The organism is Actibacterium lipolyticum, from assembly GCF_900184935.1.
Taxonomy (GTDB): domain Bacteria; phylum Pseudomonadota; class Alphaproteobacteria; order Rhodobacterales; family Rhodobacteraceae; genus Actibacterium_A; species Actibacterium_A lipolyticum.
In genome coordinates, this window is the sequence record NZ_FXYE01000001.1 from 563,084 (window position 1) to 579,494 (window position 16,411).

General features: G+C 57.2%; 20 protein-coding genes. 10 read left to right on the forward strand and 10 right to left on the reverse strand.

Translation table 11 applies throughout. The features are described from left to right. From COL8621_RS02775 to COL8621_RS02795, 5 genes are all read right to left on the reverse strand, one after another. Complete coding sequence (locus COL8621_RS02775; protein WP_093965799.1) at nucleotides 1–471, reverse strand: YcgN family cysteine cluster protein; 471 nt, start codon at nucleotides 469–471, stop codon at nucleotides 1–3. A gap of 40 nt (nucleotides 472–511) precedes the next feature. Beyond that, nucleotides 512–1,438, reverse strand: coding sequence for a bifunctional riboflavin kinase/FAD synthetase (locus tag COL8621_RS02780; RefSeq protein WP_093965800.1), 927 nt, complete (start codon nucleotides 1,436–1,438; stop codon nucleotides 512–514). 32 nt (nucleotides 1,439–1,470) lie between these two features. Next, entirely contained in the window at nucleotides 1,471–1,914 is a 444-nt protein-coding gene (locus COL8621_RS02785) for a MaoC family dehydratase (RefSeq protein WP_093965801.1), read from the reverse strand. A 136-nt stretch (nucleotides 1,915–2,050) separates the two neighbouring features. Next, complete coding sequence (locus COL8621_RS02790; RefSeq protein ID WP_093965802.1) at nucleotides 2,051–2,920, reverse strand: TIGR01459 family HAD-type hydrolase; 870 nt, start codon at nucleotides 2,918–2,920, stop codon at nucleotides 2,051–2,053. A gap of 61 nt (nucleotides 2,921–2,981) precedes the next feature. Next, on the reverse strand, nucleotides 2,982–3,902 hold the full coding sequence (locus COL8621_RS02795) for a manganese-dependent inorganic pyrophosphatase (protein WP_093965803.1): 921 nt from the start codon (nucleotides 3,900–3,902) through the stop codon (nucleotides 2,982–2,984). A 171-nt stretch (nucleotides 3,903–4,073) separates the two neighbouring features. On the opposite strand from COL8621_RS02795, the gene COL8621_RS02800 reads away from it, so the two are divergent. The 5 genes from COL8621_RS02800 (at nucleotide 4,074) to COL8621_RS02820 (ending at nucleotide 8,768) form a co-directional block, all read left to right on the forward strand. Continuing rightward, nucleotides 4,074–4,754 carry a DUF2161 domain-containing phosphodiesterase gene (locus tag COL8621_RS02800; protein ID WP_176438419.1) on the forward strand — a complete coding sequence of 227 codons (681 nt, stop codon included), beginning with the start codon at nucleotides 4,074–4,076 and terminating at the stop codon, nucleotides 4,752–4,754. Nucleotides 4,755–4,888: 134 nt separating this feature from the next. After that, on the forward strand, nucleotides 4,889–5,176 hold the full coding sequence (locus COL8621_RS02805; protein ID WP_093965804.1) for a co-chaperone GroES: 288 nt from the start codon (nucleotides 4,889–4,891) through the stop codon (nucleotides 5,174–5,176). A gap of 49 nt (nucleotides 5,177–5,225) precedes the next feature. Further along, nucleotides 5,226–6,866, forward strand: a complete 1,641-nt coding sequence (groL, locus tag COL8621_RS02810) for a chaperonin GroEL (RefSeq protein ID WP_093965805.1) — start codon at nucleotides 5,226–5,228, stop codon at nucleotides 6,864–6,866. 188 nt (nucleotides 6,867–7,054) lie between these two features. Then, nucleotides 7,055–7,567, forward strand: coding sequence for a GNAT family N-acetyltransferase (locus COL8621_RS02815; RefSeq protein WP_176438420.1), 513 nt, complete (start codon nucleotides 7,055–7,057; stop codon nucleotides 7,565–7,567). Nucleotides 7,568–7,652: 85 nt separating this feature from the next. Then, a complete protein-coding gene (locus COL8621_RS02820; RefSeq protein ID WP_093965807.1) occupies nucleotides 7,653–8,768 on the forward strand; it encodes a DUF8173 domain-containing protein in 1,116 nt (371 codons plus the stop codon). Here COL8621_RS02820 and COL8621_RS02825 read toward each other — a convergent pair. Next, a complete protein-coding gene (locus tag COL8621_RS02825) occupies nucleotides 8,765–9,217 on the reverse strand; it encodes an NUDIX domain-containing protein (protein ID WP_093965808.1) in 453 nt (150 codons plus the stop codon). The genes COL8621_RS02820 and COL8621_RS02825 overlap by 4 nt on opposite strands. A 78-nt stretch (nucleotides 9,218–9,295) precedes the next feature. On the opposite strand from COL8621_RS02825, the gene COL8621_RS02830 reads away from it, so the two are divergent. Together COL8621_RS02830 and COL8621_RS02835 are read left to right on the forward strand one after the other, a co-directional pair. Beyond that, complete coding sequence (locus COL8621_RS02830) at nucleotides 9,296–10,015, forward strand: esterase/lipase family protein (protein WP_093965809.1); 720 nt, start codon at nucleotides 9,296–9,298, stop codon at nucleotides 10,013–10,015. 41 nt (nucleotides 10,016–10,056) lie between these two features. Continuing rightward, a complete protein-coding gene (locus tag COL8621_RS02835; RefSeq protein WP_093965810.1) occupies nucleotides 10,057–10,893 on the forward strand; it encodes a DMT family transporter in 837 nt (278 codons plus the stop codon). Between the two features lie 9 nt (nucleotides 10,894–10,902). On the opposite strand, the gene COL8621_RS02840 is transcribed toward COL8621_RS02835, so the two are convergent. From COL8621_RS02840 to COL8621_RS02850, 3 genes are read right to left on the reverse strand one after another with little or no spacing between them, the layout of a single operon-like run. Beyond that, nucleotides 10,903–11,979: a 5-(carboxyamino)imidazole ribonucleotide synthase gene (locus COL8621_RS02840; protein WP_176438421.1), complete on the reverse strand. Its 1,077-nt coding sequence runs from the start codon at nucleotides 11,977–11,979 to the stop codon at nucleotides 10,903–10,905. Further along, nucleotides 11,972–12,460, reverse strand: coding sequence for a 5-(carboxyamino)imidazole ribonucleotide mutase (gene purE, locus COL8621_RS02845; protein WP_093965812.1), 489 nt, complete (start codon nucleotides 12,458–12,460; stop codon nucleotides 11,972–11,974). The genes COL8621_RS02840 and purE overlap by 8 nt, the downstream gene beginning before the upstream one ends. A 46-nt stretch (nucleotides 12,461–12,506) precedes the next feature. Further along, nucleotides 12,507–12,728, reverse strand: coding sequence for a YdcH family protein (locus tag COL8621_RS02850; RefSeq protein ID WP_093966882.1), 222 nt, complete (start codon nucleotides 12,726–12,728; stop codon nucleotides 12,507–12,509). Between the two features lie 171 nt (nucleotides 12,729–12,899). On the opposite strand from COL8621_RS02850, the gene COL8621_RS02855 reads away from it, so the two are divergent. From COL8621_RS02855 to COL8621_RS02865, 3 genes are read left to right on the forward strand one after another with little or no spacing between them, the layout of a single operon-like run. Beyond that, complete coding sequence (locus COL8621_RS02855) at nucleotides 12,900–13,313, forward strand: Hsp20 family protein (protein ID WP_093965813.1); 414 nt, start codon at nucleotides 12,900–12,902, stop codon at nucleotides 13,311–13,313. A gap of 19 nt (nucleotides 13,314–13,332) precedes the next feature. Continuing rightward, a complete protein-coding gene (locus tag COL8621_RS02860; RefSeq protein ID WP_093965814.1) occupies nucleotides 13,333–13,560 on the forward strand; it encodes a DUF1150 family protein in 228 nt (75 codons plus the stop codon). Then, on the forward strand, nucleotides 13,560–14,444 hold the full coding sequence (locus COL8621_RS02865) for a PhzF family phenazine biosynthesis protein (protein WP_093965815.1): 885 nt from the start codon (nucleotides 13,560–13,562) through the stop codon (nucleotides 14,442–14,444). Before COL8621_RS02860 ends, COL8621_RS02865 begins: the two co-directional genes overlap by 1 nt. Before the next feature lie 21 nt (nucleotides 14,445–14,465). Here COL8621_RS02865 and COL8621_RS18950 read toward each other — a convergent pair whose 3' ends face one another. Further along, nucleotides 14,466–16,238 (reverse strand): calcium-binding protein, encoded by a 1,773-nt coding sequence (locus COL8621_RS18950; protein WP_141137809.1) that lies wholly within the window; start codon nucleotides 16,236–16,238, stop codon nucleotides 14,466–14,468. Between the last annotated feature and the right edge of the window lie 173 nt (nucleotides 16,239–16,411).

Genomic DNA, 16,411 nt, shown 5'->3' on the forward strand with positions numbered 1-16,411 from the left:
CTAAAGCTCCTCATCTATGACGTGATCTTCCCAATCTTCCACGGGCACGTCAAACTCTGGCACAGTCCAACCCTGAACGGACTGACCTGCGCGGTGAACACTTTCTGGATCGCCCGATATGAGCGGATGCCAATCATAAAGCGCCTTGCCTTCGAAGAGCAGGCGATAGGCGCATGTCTTTGGCATCCAATAGGCGATATCGGCGATGTTGGATGGTTTCAAAACGACACATTCCGGCACGATTGTTTTACGCACGTCGTAATGGGCGCAGCGGCATGTTTCGTCGTCCAACAAACGGCAGGCCACGCGGGTAAAGACCACTTCGCCCGTGTCGGCATCTTCCAACTTGTTCAGGCAACATTTGCCGCAGCCATCGCAAAGGGCCTCCCACTCTTTTGGGGAAAGATTCTTTAGTGGCACGCGTTCCCAGAATTTCTGGCGCAGGCCATCGCGGTCGATTGGGTCAGTCATGTGGCGGAGCCTAGCGCTTGGACGCGGAAAAGGAAGAGGGTCACGTATCGGCCAGAATGGCGCGTGCCTTTTGGCAATCGTCATCCATCTGGGCGATCAGTGCGTCAAGATCGTCGAATTTTGCTTCGGGGCGCAAGTATTCGACCAACGCGACGGACAGGTGTGTGCCGTATAGGTCGCCCTTGAAATCGAACAGGAAGCTTTCGCAATTGGCGGTGTTCACGCCAAAGGTCGGGCGCACCCCAATGGACGCCGCGCCGTCATAGCTGCCTTTGTGCGGGCCAGACAGAACGTCGACTTTGACCGCATAAATACCGAAACGCGGTGGGTGCAGCCCGGCAATGGTCATGTTCGCTGTGGGAAAGCCAAGGTCGCGCCCACGCTTGTCACCGTGCAGGACTTCGCCCTCAATCCGGTGCCAGTGGCCCAGCATCGCAGCGGCATCGCGGGGGCGACCATCAGTCAATGCCGTGCGGATAGAGGTTGATGAAACAGCGCCCGCTTGCCCCTGAAGCAACTTGGCAAGGGTAACGTCAAACCCCATCTGCGCACCAAAGCGAACAAGATCCTGCGCGGTGCCAGAGCGGCCTTTGCCAAAGCAGAAATCTTCGCCCACCACGACATGCGACAGACCCAAGCCATCAACCACGACCTGCTGTGCAAACTCTTCAGCAGAGAGGGAGGCCAGCGTCGCATCGAATGGCAGCTGGAACAGTTGCTTTACCCCCAGTTTGGCAAGGCGGTTCGCCTTTGCCTCGGCATTCATCAAACGAAACGGGGGGGCGTCGGGGGCAAAGAATTCGCGGGGGTGGGGTTCGAAGGTCAAGACACCAAGCGGCGCGCCGGTGTTGCGGGCAATGTCGATCACGGCCTGATGGCCCAGATGCACCCCGTCAAAATTGCCAATCGCGGCGGAGGCGCCGCGATCGTCAGGGGTTAGGTCATGCCAGTTTGTAAAGGTCTTCATCGGATCCCGGTGGCACCGGGAAACCGGCGCGATCAGTCAAGTTTGTTGCTTGGCGCCAGCACCAATGCTTCGCCCTTAAGCACGACCGTATCGCCCACGGCGCAGTGACAATCAAGTGTAACGCGGCGCTTGTGGTGATTGATCTCTTTTACCTCAACCTCGGCATAGACAACATCGCCGGGGCGAACAGGGGCCATGAACTTCAACGACTGGCTCATGTAGACCGTGCCGTGCCCAGGAAGCTGTTCGCCGATAACGGCGGAAATCAGGCTGGCTGTCAGCATGCCATGCGCGATGCGGCCATGAAAACGCGTGTCTTGCGCGTAATCATCATCCAGATGGACCGGATTGTGGTCGGTCGAAACCTCGGCGAACATTTCAATGTCGCGGTCGGTGATTTCCTTGCGGATGTAACGGCGCATGCCGATTTCCATGTCTTCGATGCAAATCGTTCCGCGTGGCATATTATCCAACATCTTTATCGCTCCCCTCGTGGGTCATGTTGCAGTGCAGCATAACGGAGGCGATCACGGATCGCAATCGATAAAGTAATTTTCGGGCGCATATGTTGAATTTAGCGCAATTTTGTTGCGAGCCCGATTCTGGGTGAGCCTAGCGCAGGAAGCCGATCGAATAGGTCGGTGCGATTTTCTCTTTATCAAGCAACGCGTTAAGTGCGTCTGGGTCGGGTTGGTGTTTTGTCAGTGTCTCGGCGGCGGCAAGGCCGCCTGTGATGAACAAACTGTCCAAATCTTCGCCCATTGCGCCCCGAACGTCGGTGGCCATGCCATCGCCGATGCACAGGATTCGGTCGTCGCTGACGTTTGCGATCTGGGCAAGGCGGCGGCGGGCGAGGTCATAGATCGGCGGATGTGGCTTGCCGAAATAGAGGCTTTCACCGCCCATTTCAGTGTAGAGCGCGGCGATCGCACCGGCGCACCATTCGCGCGTTTCACCACGATCCACGACGATATCGGGATTGGCGCAGAGCAGCTTCATGCGCTTCTGCTTTGCATAAAGTAGCTGAGGGCGCAGATCGGACGGGTCGGCAAGCGGATCAAACGGGCCGGTGCAAATGATGCCTTCGGCGTCTTCCAGCGGGGTCTGGGTGATTTCCACAGGGTCTTCGATGATTTTCAGCGGGTCAAAAAAGCTTTGATCGTGCGGTTCGCCGATGTGGAACACTTTGGAGCCGACGACACCGCGATACATCGCAGCGCGGGCACTGTCGCCGGATGTGGTGATGGTATCCCAGCAATCTTCGGAGACGCCCATTTTGGCCAGCTGCGCGGCGACGCTGTGGCGGTGGCGGGGGGCGTTGGTCAGCAGCACGACGATGCCGCCGCTTTCGCGGTAGGCCGTCAGGGCGGCGACAGCCTCAAGAAACGGTTCGCGGCCGTTATGCACGCAGCCCCAAAGGTCGACGAACATCGCGTCATAGTTGGCGGAAATTTCAGAGAGGTGTTCGACGATCCGGGTCATGGGGCAGCCTTCAAAATTGAAAAGGGGCGCTGAACGCGCCCCTTTGTAACATGCTTGGCGATCAAACTTTGAGGTTTGGAATGATCTGCTTTTTGCGGCTGACGACGCCCGGCAGAACCACCGCATCGCCAGAAGCGGCAGCGCCGAAGCTTTTTTCAGCGACGGTTTTTACCAGATCGTTTGGAACCAGCAGTGTGGATTCTTCGTTCAGGATGTCCACGACGAACAGCAGAACCTGATCAACGCCGTCTTCGCTGGCGACCGTTGTCATGGTTTCGATCAGGCTGGCCTTACGGTCCAGAACGGTGGCCGGCGATGTGGTTTCCAGAACCGAAACGCGGAACTTGGTGCCGTCCACTTCGTATTCTTTCGAATCCATGCGCAGCAGTTCCGCGTCAGAGAATGCCGATACGTCGGATTTGGCCGCGAACATTTCGGCGGAGTATTCTGCGATGTTGATGCCCAGATCGGCAGCCAGCTTTTCAGCCACGGCTTTGTCGTGATCCGTTGTCGTGGGAGAGCGGAATTCCAGCGTGTCGGACAGGATGCAGGACAAAGCCGCGCCTTTAATGTTTTCGGGCATCTTGGCTGCGTCGTCGCCCATCAGGTCAACCATAATGGTCGCGGTACAGGCCAGCGGGCGGATCGTGATGTCGATCGGGCCTTTGGTTTTCAGGCCGCCCTGCAGCATGTGGTGGTCAATCACGGCCACAACATTCGCATCGTTGATGGAGGCAGGCAGTTCCGCGATGTTGTTCGTGTCAACGACAACAACGGTGTCCTCGGCGGTGACGTCGGCGATGATCTCGGGCTTGTCGAAATTCCAGCGGTCCAGAACGAAGGCGGCTTCGGTGTTGGGTTCGCCCAGCAGTTTTGCTTCGGCGGGGGTGCCTTTTACTTCGGTCAGGTACCAAGCCCAAACGAGTGGGGAGCCGGTGGAATCGGTGTCGGGGGCCTTATGGCCGAGAACTTTAATGGTCATGTCACTGTCCGTATCAGGGTGAAATTGTTCGGCGCCCTTATAGGTGTGCTTGCACGGCTTGTCACGCGGCCAAGGAGAGCACGAACGCCGCATCCGTTAAAACGATGATGTCGCTTTGGCAGGATATCGCCCATGGCTTGCTGGTGTCGGGTGAAGCGGTTAGAAAATGCCATGGCTGCGATCAAAGAGACTGACCTTTACCCGGCGATTAAGTCCTTCCTTGAAGGGCAGGGGTACGAGGTTAAATCTGAAATAGGTGCGGCGGATGTTGTTGCCCTGCGTGATGGTGAAGAGCCGCTGATCATCGAGTTGAAGACCGGGTTTTCGCTAAGTCTGTTTCACCAATGCATTGCCCGCCAATCCATCACTGACCTCGTTTATCTTGCCGTTCCTCGCGCCACGGGGAAACGGTTTGCAAAGTCACTGCTAGACAACAAAGCGTTGTGTCGGCGTTTGGGGCTTGGCTTGATTACGGTCCGGCTGCGTGATGGGCATGTGGAGGCGCAGGTTGATCCCGCGCCGTACCGTCCGCGCCCGTCGGTGAAGCGAAAGCAGCGGCTGTTGCGCGAGTTTGCGCGCCGTGTCGGAGACCCGAACACGGGTGGGGCGACGCGTTCAGGGTTGGTGACGGCCTATCGCCAAGACGCTTTGCAGTGCGCGATTTTCCTGTCGCAGAACGGACCCTCTAAGGGGGCGATCGTTGCGCGCACGACGGGGGTGGAGCGCGCGACGCGGCTGATGGCTGACGATCACTATGGTTGGTTCGAGCGGGTCGAAAAAGGTATCTATTCGTTAACCCCGGCGGGCCAAAAAGCGCTTGTCGATTACCAACATGCGGTGCCGACCCAGTAGCAGGGCGAAAAACCGCAGAAACTTTCGTCTGATATGGTTGACTCAGTCTGATGATCTCCTTAGCTATCGCTCGTTAGCACTCGATGGGAGTGAGTGCTAATACCCGAACAACCTTGAACGAAGGAGCGTTCCACATGGCATTTACTCCGCTTCACGACCGAGTTCTGGTCGAGCGCGTTGAATCCGACGAAAAAACCGCCGGCGGCCTGATCATCCCTGAAAGCGCAAAAGAGAAACCTGCTGAAGGTATCGTTATTGCTGTTGGCGCTGGCGCCAAGGATGAAGACGGTGACCGCATTTCCATGGACGTTAAAGAGGGTGACAAGATCCTCTTCGGCAAATGGTCCGGCACAGAAGTCACGGTCGACGGCAAAGAGCTGCTGATCATGAAGGAAAGCGACATCATGGGCATTATCGCCTGATCGTTCGCTACCATCTTAACTGAAATTCAGACAACCAGGAGCAATCAACATGGCTGCTAAGGACGTCAAATTCGATACCGAAGCCCGCAACCGGATGCTGAAAGGCGTCAACGTTCTGGCTGATGCGGTAAAAGTTACTCTCGGCCCTAAAGGCCGTAACGTCGTCATCGAAAAATCCTTCGGCGCACCGCGCATCACCAAAGATGGTGTATCCGTTGCCAAGGAAATCGAACTGGAAGACAAGTTCGAAAACATGGGCGCACAAATGGTGAAGGAAGTTGCTTCCCGCACCAATGACGAAGCAGGCGACGGCACAACCACTGCCACCGTTCTGGCCCAAGCCATCGTAAAAGAAGGCATGAAGTCGGTTGCGGCTGGCATGAACCCAATGGACCTGAAGCGCGGCATCGATCTTGCTACGCTGAAAGTTGTTGAGGCCATCAAAGCTGCTGCACGTGAAGTAAAAGACTCTGACGAAGTTGCGCAGGTTGGCACCATTTCCGCCAACGGCGAAGCTGAAATCGGCCGTCAGATTGCTGACGCGATGCAGAAAGTCGGCAACGAAGGTGTTATCACCGTCGAAGAAAACAAAGGTCTGGAAACAGAGACCGTTGTTGTTGAAGGCATGCAGTTCGACCGCGGCTACCTGTCGCCATACTTCGTGACCAACCCAGACAAAATGATTGCAGACCTTGAAGACTGCATCGTTCTGCTGCACGAAAAGAAACTGTCTTCGCTTCAGCCAATGGTTCCGCTGCTTGAGCAGGTTATCCAGTCGCAAAAGCCACTGCTGATCATCGCTGAAGATGTTGAAGGCGAAGCTTTGGCAACGCTGGTTGTGAACAAACTGCGCGGTGGTCTGAAAATCGCTGCTGTTAAAGCACCTGGTTTCGGCGACCGTCGTAAGGCCATGCTGCAGGACATCGCAATTCTGACCGGTGGTCAGGTTATCAGCGAAGATCTGGGCATGAAGCTTGAGTCCGTCACAATGGACATGCTGGGTTCTGCTAAGAAAATCACCATCACCAAAGACGAAACAACCATCGTTGACGGTTCTGGCGAAAAAGCAGAGATCGAAGCACGTGTTGCTCAGATCCGCACGCAGATCGAAGAAACCTCTTCCGATTACGACCGTGAAAAACTGCAAGAACGCGTTGCCAAACTGGCAGGCGGTGTTGCTGTTATCCGCGTTGGCGGCATGACCGAAGTCGAAGTGAAAGAGCGTAAAGACCGCGTTGATGACGCACTGAACGCAACCCGTGCTGCGGTACAGGAAGGCGTGATCGTGGGCGGCGGTGTTGCTCTGGTTCAGGCTGGCAAGGTTCTTGAAGGTCTGACCGGCGAAAACTCCGATCAGGACGCAGGTATCACCATCGTTCGTCGTGCTCTCGAAGCTCCGCTTCGTCAGATTGCTGAAAACGCAGGTGTTGACGGTGCAGTTGTTGCCGGCAAAATCCGCGAAAGCAGCGACGTAACGTTCGGCTTTAACGCGCAGACCGAAGAGTATGGCGACATGTTCTCGTTCGGCGTTATCGACCCTGCAAAAGTCACGCGTACCGCACTGGAAGACGCGGCTTCGATCGCTGGTCTGCTGATCACGACCGAAGCGATGATCGCAGACAAGCCTTCGAAAGACGGCGGTGGCGCACCAGCAATGCCTGACATGGGCGGCATGGGCGGCATGATGTAATCCTGACCTTCAGGTTTACGGAAAAGGGGGCCAATTCGGCCCCTTTTTCTATTTGAGGGTCTGAATTTTCCGTAGCGTCTGTTTGATTTTGCTTCTTTCGCACCAATCTAGCGCTTAACAATTAAGTAAATCTGCGAATCTGTATTTCTGAGTATGTGATGTACCGCGTAGGTATGGGGCCTGAACGAATGCACTCCATCAACAAAGAAGCAATAAAAACGGACCTGCGGCCCGCAACAGAGAAAGATTGGCTTTCGATTTCTGTGCTTTTGGCAACCGTTTTTGATAGCCCCTACGAGGCGCGGCTGGTCGAAAAACTGCGCCGAGATGGCGACATGGCGATGGAACTTGTCGCTGTGGATGACGGTGGATGCTACGCCTATATCGCGTTTGCTAAGATGTTGGCCCCGCAAGGGGTTTGGTCGCTTTCGCCGGTTGCTGTGCAACAGGCGCGGCAGGGTAACGGGGTCGGTAGCGAGGTCATCCGCCAGTCACTGGACGAGGCGCGGCAAGCCGATGCAAATGCGGTGATCGTTCTGGGTGACCCTGACTATTACGGTCGTTTTGGATTTTCACTACAGGCTGCGCAAAACTTGATGACGCCCTTCGCACAAAAGCTGACGATGCTGTATCCGATTGCGCCCGGCACAGGCGGAATGCGCGCGGCCGTCAGCTATCCTGCTGCGTTTTTTCAGGACTAAAGACGCGCTTTTGCCTTGATCTGCCGCAAGGCGGGCGACCTGATCGCGGCTAGAATACCCCCTAGTTTATTTTGGGGGCTTTATCATGCACCGAATTCTTCTTTCTTTCGTTCTGGCGGTTATCGCAAGCGCCGCATTCGCCGATGACGAGGCATTTCTGAATTTTTCCGGGGATGTTTTTCAGGCTGGCTCTACGATCATTCACAATGAGGCAGGGGCCGATGATTTGTTCATGGCAGGTGAAAAAGTTCAAGTTTCCGCCGATGTGACAGGGTCTGCCCACACCATTGGGCGACGGGTCGAGATTGACGCCGAAGTTGGCGGCGACGTCTACGCCGCGGGGATGGATATCGCGGTGGTTGGTGATGTCCGCGGGGATGCGACGCTGGCAGGGTACGATGTAGTCGTGTCGGGTGTCGCGGGCGACCTTCGTGTTTCGGGAAGTAAGATTAGGCTGAACGGGCCCATCGGCGGCTACGCGTTGGTTGCAGGCGAAGACGTTCAGATCAACGCGCCGATCGCAGGTGACGTTAGTGTAACGGCGCAAGACATCGCTTTTGGTGATGATGCGGTCATCGGCGGTACGCTGACGCTGTACGAGAAAAAGATCGGACAGATGAACATCCCCGAAGGGCTTGTTCCCGCGGATCGGGTCACTCGGAAAGAGTTGACCGAATGGCAGAAAGACACCGAACGATACCGCAGTGTCAGCTTTGGCGGTATGGTGCGTAGCTTCCTGTTTGGCGTGGTGATTATCACCGCCTTGGCCGCGTTGATCGCGTCATTGGTGCCCGAGCATCTGGCAGCCATGCGTCGCCGTATTCTGGATGCGCCTTTCCGCACGCTGTGGTTTGGGTTCATCACGCAATCGGCGGTCGTTGGGTCGGCCATCCTTTTTGCGATGACCTTGGTTGGTATCGTGCTTAGCCCCGGCGCTATCATCCTTGCGCTGATCGGCGGGTTCGCGGGCTATATCATCGGCGTTTATGCCTTTGGGGTGGGGTTGATGCTGGCCATAGGGCGCGCGGAACCTGAAACCATCGCGCAGCGTGCACTTGCTGCAGGGGTGGGGGCATTGGTGGCGGGCCTGTTGGGGCTGGTGCCGTTGCTGGGCTGGATTTTCATTCTGGCGCTGACATTGGCTGGCGTGGGGGCAATCACGATCCGTGTGTTCCAGCCTCGTTTCTTTGCAGTGCCCTAGCGCACAATCCGTTCAAGCGGGTCATAGGCAGCCACCGGGTGGCTGCCGAAGGCCGCGTTGATCAGCCCGCCGGGCTTAAACCGGATACCTTGCAATTCGTCTTGGGTGAAGAAGCGACGGCGTGTCACGACCCGTTCGGGATCTTGCCAGCGTTCCTCAAGATCACCGGCGACAAGATCGCAGCGAAAGAAAAGCTCGACCTGATGAAAGCCTGATGGCGGGTCGTGAAATTCGTTGACCAGCCGCAGCTCGCCCACGGTGACGCGCAGGCCGGTTTCTTCGTGAACCTCTCGCATCAGATTTTCGGGCAAAGAGGTGCCCTTTTCCACGCCACCGCCCGGTGCGCACCACAGATCGCTTTTCGGGTTGGCCCAAGCGTTGACCAGCAACAGGCGGTTGTCGCGCAGAATAAGCGCACGAACGGCAAGACGAGGCGGTGTGGCAGACATGGCTGCACCCTGACGAAAGTTTCAAGGTCAGGCAAGACAGACCTGCAAACGCGTCCAAGCGCGCCTTATGTTTGCAGCATGCGCTTTGCTTTCGCCTTTCTGTTATCCCTGCTGCCTACGGTGGCAATGGCCGATTGTGTGGTCCTGTTGCACGGGCTTGCGCGGTCGGCCGGATCGTTCCTGATTATGGAGCAAGCGCTGAAAGCCGAAGGATATGAAACCGTCAGGGTGGGCTATCCTTCCACCGCACAACCGATAGAGAATCTTTCGAATGCTGCCGCTGCAGGGATGAACGCCTGCGACGCGAAGACGGTGCATTTCGTGACGCATTCGATGGGGGGCATCTTGTTGCGCCATTGGTTGGCAAGTCAGAAACCGGAAAGGTTAGGCCGCGTTGTGATGCTTGGCCCGCCAAACAGCGGATCAGAGCTGGTGGATGATCTGGGCCATTTGGGCCTGTTCCAACGCATCAACGGGCCTGCCGGGCTGCAACTGAGCACGGGGGAAGACAGCATTCCCAACCAGCTTGGAAAGGTGGAGTTTTCGCTGGGCGTCATCGCAGGTAGCGCGTCGTTAAACCCTGTCTATTCTTCGATGATCGACGGGCCAGACGATGGCAAGGTTTCGGTGTCTTCTACGAAGGTTGCCGGGATGACGGATCATATCACCTTGCCGGTGACGCATACGTTCATGATGAACAACCCGCGCGTCATTGCGCAAACGCTGCATTTCCTAAAGCACGGCACCTTTCAAGAAGAGTTGAGCTATTATGATGCCGTAAAGGCGTTGGCCGACTGACGCAGGCTTGCCTTCATCCCGCGGCCCTGCAACATCACACAATGCGTTTGATCCTTTTAACCTGCCTGACCATGATCGCCTTTGCGGCGAATTCTGTGTTGAACCGATTGGCCTTGGCGGACGGGGCGATGGGCCCGGCCAGTTTTGCGGCTATTCGCCTTGTCGCGGGGGCTGGTGTGTTGGTCGCGCTGTGCTTGGCGACGCAAGGCGGCTTTTCATGGCGTGGTAAACATCGGATCTGGGGCACGCTTTCGCTGGCGCTCTATGTGGTGGGGTTTTCCTTTGCCTATGTCACGTTGCCGTCCGGCGTTGGGGCGCTGATGCTGTTTGGCGGCGTGCAGGTCACGATGTTCTCGGGCGCGGTGGTCTTGGGCGAGGATGTTCCGCCCAACCGCTGGCTTGGGGCAGGGGTGGCCTTTGCCGGGCTGGTCTGGCTGTTGTGGCCCGGTGGGGCTGCAGCGCCGTCTTTGGCGGGTTGCCTGTTGATGGGGGCCGCCGCGCTTGGCTGGGGTGTTTATTCTTTGCTGGGGCGCGGGGCTGATAACCCGCTTCAATCCACCGGGGCGAATTTCTTGTTGGCGGTGCCGTTGGGGCTGTTGATGTTTGCCATCTTGCCTGACACCGCAACGCCCAAGGGGATCGTTCTGGCGGCAATCTCGGGAGGTGTGACGTCGGGGTTGGGCTATGCGTTGTGGTACAGCATCCTGCCGCAGCTGGGGGCAGCGCGGGCGGCTGTGGCGCAGTTAACCGTGCCGATCATCGCATTGGTCGGCGGCATGGCGTTCCTGAGCGAGGCACTGAGCCTGCGGTTCGCCATTGCCGCCGCGTTGGTTTTGAGCGGGGTCGTAATTTCCCTTAGGGGCGGGAAACGGGCCTAGTTCGCAGGCCTAGTTCGCAGGCCCGGTGCGCCGGTTCAGGTGGCCCATCTTGCGGCCCGCCTTAACCTCTGCCTTGCCGTAAAGGTGGATCGCGCTGTTCGGCTCTTTTGCGAATTCCGGCACCTGATCCACGTCGTCGCCAATCAGGTTCAGCATCTCAACGTCCGAATGGCGCTGACCATCGCCCAGCGGCCAACCCACGACGGCCCGGATGTGCTGTTCGAATTGATCCACGACACACCCATTTTGCGTCCAGTGGCCAGAGTTGTGGACGCGGGGGGCGATCTCGTTCACGATCAGGCCGCCGGGTGTCACGAACAGTTCAACCCCCATCACACCGACGTACTCCAGCGCATTCAGGATTTTCGCCGCCAGCAGGACAGCATCCATACGCTGTGGTGATTTCAGGTTCGCGGGCACCGTCGTGGTGTGCAAGATACCGTCTTTGTGGACGTTTTCGCCGGGATCGTAGCACGAGATTTCGCCGTTCAGCCCGCGTGCGGCAATCACCGAAACTTCGTGGCTGAAGTTAACAAACCCCTCCAGAACACTCGGTGCCCCGGCCATAGAGGCGAAAGCGTCATCCGCATCAGCGTCTTGCATGATGCGGGCTTGGCCTTTGCCGTCATATCCAAACCGGCGCGTTTTCAGGATAGAGGGCGCACCGATCGTTGCCAGCGCGGCATCAAGGTCGGCGCGGGTTTCGACATTAGCGAAAGGGGCTGTTTGCAAGCCCAGATCGGCCAGAAAGTTCTTTTCGACCAGCCGGTCTTGCGAAACGCGCAGCGCCTCGCGGCCCGGCCGAATGGGGCGTAGCCCCTCTAGCAGATCAAGGGCCGAGGTTGGGATATTCTCAAACTCGTAGGTGATAACATCCACCGCTTCGGCAAACGCGCGAAGGGCTGCTTCGTCATCATAGCTGGCGGTCGTCACGCGATGCGCAACTTGCCCGGCGGGCGGTTCAGCACCCGGTTCAAAGATGTGGCAGATAAACCCAAGGCGGGATGCGGCAACAGACAGCATGCGGCCAAGTTGCCCGCCGCCCAAGATTCCGATTACGGCACCGGGGGCCAAAACATCAGTCATCATAAGGCTCATCGGGGATAGAGGCGGAAAGGGTCGCGCGCCAATCATCCAGACGCTTGGCAAGTTCGCTGTCGCCAATGGCCAGAATTCCGGCGGCCATCAGTCCGGCGTTCGCCGCGCCTGCTGCGCCAATCGCCATGGTGGCAACGGGAAAACCCTTGGGCATCTGCACGATGGAATAAAGGCTGTCGACACCCGAAAGCGCCTTTGTCTGAACCGGCACACCAACCACAGGCACGCGCGTCTTGGACGCCATCATCCCCGGCAGGTGCGCAGCACCGCCAGCACCGGCGATGATAACCTGCAACCCACGGTCAGCGGCGGTTTTGCCATAGTCCCACAGCCGATCGGGCGTGCGGTGCGCCGAGACGATCTTGGCCTCATAGGCCACACCCAGTTCATCCAGAATATCGGCGGCAAGTTTCATGGTTGGCCAATCCGATTGGCTCCCCATAATAATGCCCACTTTTACGTCCGTCATAGCGCCCTCTTCCAATGAGAGGCGGCACTATAGCGGGATCAAGTCGTTACGCAATAATGTCTGGCATCAGCTGGTCTTCAATCGCGGCAATGCGATCTTTCAGCGTCAATTTTTGCTTCTTCAGCCGCCGCACCGTGAATTGATCCGCCGATGGACCGCGTTCGACCAATGCGTTGATCGCATCGTCAAGGTCGCGGTGCTCGCGTTTAAGAACCTCCAGCTTTACGCGGAGGACTTCTTCACTGTTCATTTCGTTTGCGATGTTCATACCTGTCCGGGTGGTTTGTCTGCCTTGGGCCAGAGTTTGCAACATAACGAATTTAACCGCTTCGGGGAAGGGTGCCCTTGTTACGGGCGACTATTCTGCCCATATCTTTAGCAGGCCGCCGAAAACCGGGGTCGTAAAACCAATCAGGTCGCTTCATCAAGGACTTGCAGTATGACAAAACTATCCCTCGGCTCGCATCCCTATCTTTTAGGGTTTGAACAGCTTGAACGCCTTTTGGAACGGAACGCAAAATCCGGCAACGAAGGCTATCCGCCATTCAACATCGAACAAACAAGCGAGCGGAGTTACCGCATCACCTTGGCCGTCGCGGGGTTTCGCGACGAAGACCTTTCTATCACCGTTGAAGAACGCCAACTTATGATCCGAGGCGGTCAGGCCGAAGACGACGCAGAGCGTTTGTTTCTGCATCGGGGAATTGCTGGTCGGCAATTCCAACGCTCTTTTGTGCTGGCCGACGGCGTAGAGGTGGCAGGTGCGACATTGGAAAACGGTTTGCTTCATGTGGATCTGGAACGGGCCGCACACGACAAAGTGGTTCAAACGATTCAGATCAAACGCGCGTAATCAGTAAGAGGGGATAAAGATGAATACCGAATACGAAATTTTGCCCAAAGCCGACGATAACATCGTGTATGTCCGCCGCGTTGCAGTGGCTGATCTGCCCGAAGATGTTCAGGAACAGGCAGAGGGTGCCGAACAGCTTTACGCTGTGCACAACGCTGATGGCGAACGGTTGGCGCTTGTCAAAGACCGGAACCTTGCCTTCATTCTGGCCCGCCAGAACGACCTAGCACCAGTGAACGTCCACTGATGCCCGCCTTTGCCTTCGACTGGGTCGATGCCTTCACCGATCAGCCCTTCGGCGGCAATGGTTGTGCCGTGTTTCATGATGCGGCGACACTGGATGAAGAAACATGCACCGCGATCGTGCGTGAAACCAGCCTTTCGGAATGTACGTTTCTTGGCCCGTCTGACGTGGCTGATATCAGGGTGCGCTATTTTCTGGCCAGCCGGGAAATCCCGTTTGCGGGCCACCCGACAATTGCGACCGTTGCGTCGATGATTGAACGCGGCATGGTGCCGGGTGACACGCTTTCCTTAGAAACACTGGCCGGTGTGATCTCGGTCGAGATCCGCCGCGGGCAGGGCGCGCCGGAAATCATCATGACGCAGAATGCCCCCGAATTCGGCAAGCCCGTTCGCGCGGCATTGGTCGCAGAGGCCATGGGGCTGAAGCCCGCTGACATTATCGCGCCGCCCCAAATGGTTTCGACGGGGCTTGAGTTTTGCATTGCTTTGCTAAGCGGGCACGATGCACTGCGGCGTGCGAAATTGAACCCAGAGGGTTTCAAACACTTCCAAAACGTCGTTGCTGGCCCCGACACCGAAGTGATGGAGCCATTCCTTGTCACGCTGTCTGGTGCGACGGATGCAGGTGACACGTTTTCGCGGATGCTAATGGTGCCACCAGCTCCACCTGAAGACCCGTTCACAGGATCGGCCACTGGCTGCATGGCGGCGTATCTTTGGCACAACGGATTGATCGACACCCCAAAATTTACCGCCCAGCAGGGCCACTGGATGGGTCGGCCGGGTCAAGCCAAGGTCGAGGTTCTGGGTCCGCGCGATGCGATCTTGGGCGTGCGCGTTGCAGGGCAGGGAAGGGTGCTGATGCGGGGCGAGATCCTGCTATAGGCCCCGCACCGCAATGGTTTCTTAGACGATCAGGAAGTCATCCGCAGACAGATCGTTTAGGGAAGTGTTTTCCAAGGTTACATCAATCCCGTTTAGCGACAGGCGAACATCGTTGCCGTACTGCGCCGCCGACGCCAGCGCAGCGTTGACCGATGCAGCCTGCGCAGATGACAATAGGATCACATCGCCATCGTCATGCCCACCGGGGTTCAAGTCGGTAATTACCGCCTCGTCCGAAAGCCGCAGATCGAAGACATCGGCGCCAAGCCCGCCACTTAGGATATCTGTCCCCTGATCGGCGATCAGCAGGTCATCTCCCGCGCCGCCCAGCAGCATGTCGTTCCCTGTGCCCCCGGTTAGGGTGTCTTTCCCAGAATCTCCGTGCAAGAAGTCATCGCCTGCGCCGCCTGAAAGCGTGTCGTCGCCCTCTAGCCCGAACAACCGATCCCGTCCGTTGCCGCCTGCCATGACATCACCACCGGTACTGCCCTCTGTCGCGCTGGAGTAGGAGCGGTCAGAAGTGAACCAGGATGTGGCGTCCAACTCGTCTGCATCAAGGCGGTATTCGTGCCAGCCGAAGTCCAGCTCTTCCAACTCGATCAGCTCTTCGACGCCATTGTCACCCGTTGTGTCGATGGCAAAGACGCGGCCATCGGACAGGCGCACGAATTCGTAATCGCCCACGTTCCCGGCCATATCCACCCGGTCTGTTCCCGCGCCGCCGTGCACAGTGTCGTTCCCGGTGCCAAGGTCGAAACGATCATCGCCTTCGAACCCATCCAAGAAATCGTCGGATTCACCATCGCGGATCTTGTCATCATTTTCGGTGCCCAACAGGAAAGCACGTTCGTTGTGATCGCGGGTGGTGAAGGACACCGTCTTATCCTCGACCCAATATAGCGACGCTTCGAAATCGGTTAGCTGGGAAACGACGATCACGCTGTCGATCTCCATATCAGCCGCGAAGTTGGAGCGGGTCATCGTGGTGATCGGGTTGGTGAAGGCTCCCAGAACGTGGGCGAACCATCCTTCGGGCACGTTCAGAATGGACCATGGCCCGATGTCATAGAAATCTTGCGCATAATATCCGTTGAACTGAACAAGGTTGCCGGTGGTGTTGGAATAATCCACATCCTCGTTAAACCCGCCGCTTAGCGCCAGTTCCCAGAAATCGGTGCCGGTGCTGCCGATGCGGTGCACAACATCATTTTCAAAGCCGATGTTCAGCACGTCAGGGTCTTCGGTGATCTTTGGCACAGCAAATGCGAAGTAGTCGGAATTGTCGAAGAACCCGCCATAGGCGTCTTCCTTGATCGTCGCCATGTTGTTCACCGCGCCCGCACCAAGGCTGTAGCCAGTCACAACCACATCTTCGCCGGTCATGCCCTGGCCTTGGGCGAACTCGGCCACTGCGGCTAGCAGATAGTCAAACTCTGCCACATAGTCGTCGGCCAGCATGGCGGGGTAATCAGCAATATCCAGCACCCCGTTGGTGCCCGCGTAAGTGATAGAGATTTTGATCAGGTTCCCAGCATCGTCATACTTGCCAACGATCTGTGCTTCGGCTGCGCTGCTGTTTTCGCCGGTGTAAAAGCCCGCGCCGTTCATCATCGCCGGGTCAACGCCCAGTGTTTCGGGGTCGATCAGAACCCAGTCATCCGGCAGGTCCGGGGCGGACGGTACGAAAATATCCAGAAGCGTTTCGAACTTTGCCACGTTGGCATAACTGGCCAACTGATAAGCTTCGGCGATTTCGGCGGACGCATCGCGCCCCTTATAGTCAAATATACCCATTTAATCCTCCGTTGATGGAGCCGCCCCTCAACAGCCCGAAATTGTGCGCATTATCAGTATATTGGGTGGCAACTTGTCGATCAGGGATTTGCATGACGTCGCGTAATAATATTCTGCACGGCAGCATATTTTGGTAATTTTATTGCTTGGTAAAATTGTGGCCTGCACGGGCG

Excerpts from the sequence above, each read along its gene's own strand:
- COL8621_RS02790 (WP_093965802.1), bottom strand. The coding sequence starts at position 2,920 with ATGACCCGGATCGTCGAACACCTCTCTGAAATTTCCGCCAACTATGAC.
- COL8621_RS02795 (WP_093965803.1), bottom strand. The coding sequence starts at position 3,902 with ATGACCATTAAAGTTCTCGGCCATAAGGCCCCCGACACCGATTCCACC.
- COL8621_RS02780 (WP_093965800.1), bottom strand. The coding sequence starts at position 1,438 with ATGAAGACCTTTACAAACTGGCATGACCTAACCCCTGACGATCGCGGC.
- COL8621_RS02785 (WP_093965801.1), bottom strand. The coding sequence starts at position 1,914 with ATGTTGGATAATATGCCACGCGGAACGATTTGCATCGAAGACATGGAA.
- COL8621_RS02800 (WP_176438419.1), top strand. The coding sequence starts at position 4,074 with ATGGCTGCGATCAAAGAGACTGACCTTTACCCGGCGATTAAGTCCTTC.
- COL8621_RS02805 (WP_093965804.1), top strand. The coding sequence starts at position 4,889 with ATGGCATTTACTCCGCTTCACGACCGAGTTCTGGTCGAGCGCGTTGAA.
- COL8621_RS02865 (WP_093965815.1), top strand. The coding sequence starts at position 13,560 with ATGCCCGCCTTTGCCTTCGACTGGGTCGATGCCTTCACCGATCAGCCC.
- groL (WP_093965805.1), top strand. The coding sequence starts at position 5,226 with ATGGCTGCTAAGGACGTCAAATTCGATACCGAAGCCCGCAACCGGATG.
- COL8621_RS02820 (WP_093965807.1), top strand. The coding sequence starts at position 7,653 with ATGCACCGAATTCTTCTTTCTTTCGTTCTGGCGGTTATCGCAAGCGCC.
- COL8621_RS02840 (WP_176438421.1), bottom strand. The coding sequence starts at position 11,979 with ATGACTGATGTTTTGGCCCCCGGTGCCGTAATCGGAATCTTGGGCGGC.
- purE (WP_093965812.1), bottom strand. The coding sequence starts at position 12,460 with ATGACGGACGTAAAAGTGGGCATTATTATGGGGAGCCAATCGGATTGG.
- COL8621_RS02830 (WP_093965809.1), top strand. The coding sequence starts at position 9,296 with ATGCGCTTTGCTTTCGCCTTTCTGTTATCCCTGCTGCCTACGGTGGCA.
- COL8621_RS02850 (WP_093966882.1), bottom strand. The coding sequence starts at position 12,728 with ATGAACATCGCAAACGAAATGAACAGTGAAGAAGTCCTCCGCGTAAAG.
- COL8621_RS18950 (WP_141137809.1), bottom strand. The coding sequence starts at position 16,238 with ATGGGTATATTTGACTATAAGGGGCGCGATGCGTCCGCCGAAATCGCC.
- COL8621_RS02825 (WP_093965808.1), bottom strand. The coding sequence starts at position 9,217 with ATGTCTGCCACACCGCCTCGTCTTGCCGTTCGTGCGCTTATTCTGCGC.
- COL8621_RS02835 (WP_093965810.1), top strand. The coding sequence starts at position 10,057 with ATGCGTTTGATCCTTTTAACCTGCCTGACCATGATCGCCTTTGCGGCG.
- COL8621_RS02855 (WP_093965813.1), top strand. The coding sequence starts at position 12,900 with ATGACAAAACTATCCCTCGGCTCGCATCCCTATCTTTTAGGGTTTGAA.
- COL8621_RS02860 (WP_093965814.1), top strand. The coding sequence starts at position 13,333 with ATGAATACCGAATACGAAATTTTGCCCAAAGCCGACGATAACATCGTG.
- COL8621_RS02775 (WP_093965799.1), bottom strand. The coding sequence starts at position 471 with ATGACTGACCCAATCGACCGCGATGGCCTGCGCCAGAAATTCTGGGAA.
- COL8621_RS02815 (WP_176438420.1), top strand. The coding sequence starts at position 7,055 with ATGCACTCCATCAACAAAGAAGCAATAAAAACGGACCTGCGGCCCGCA.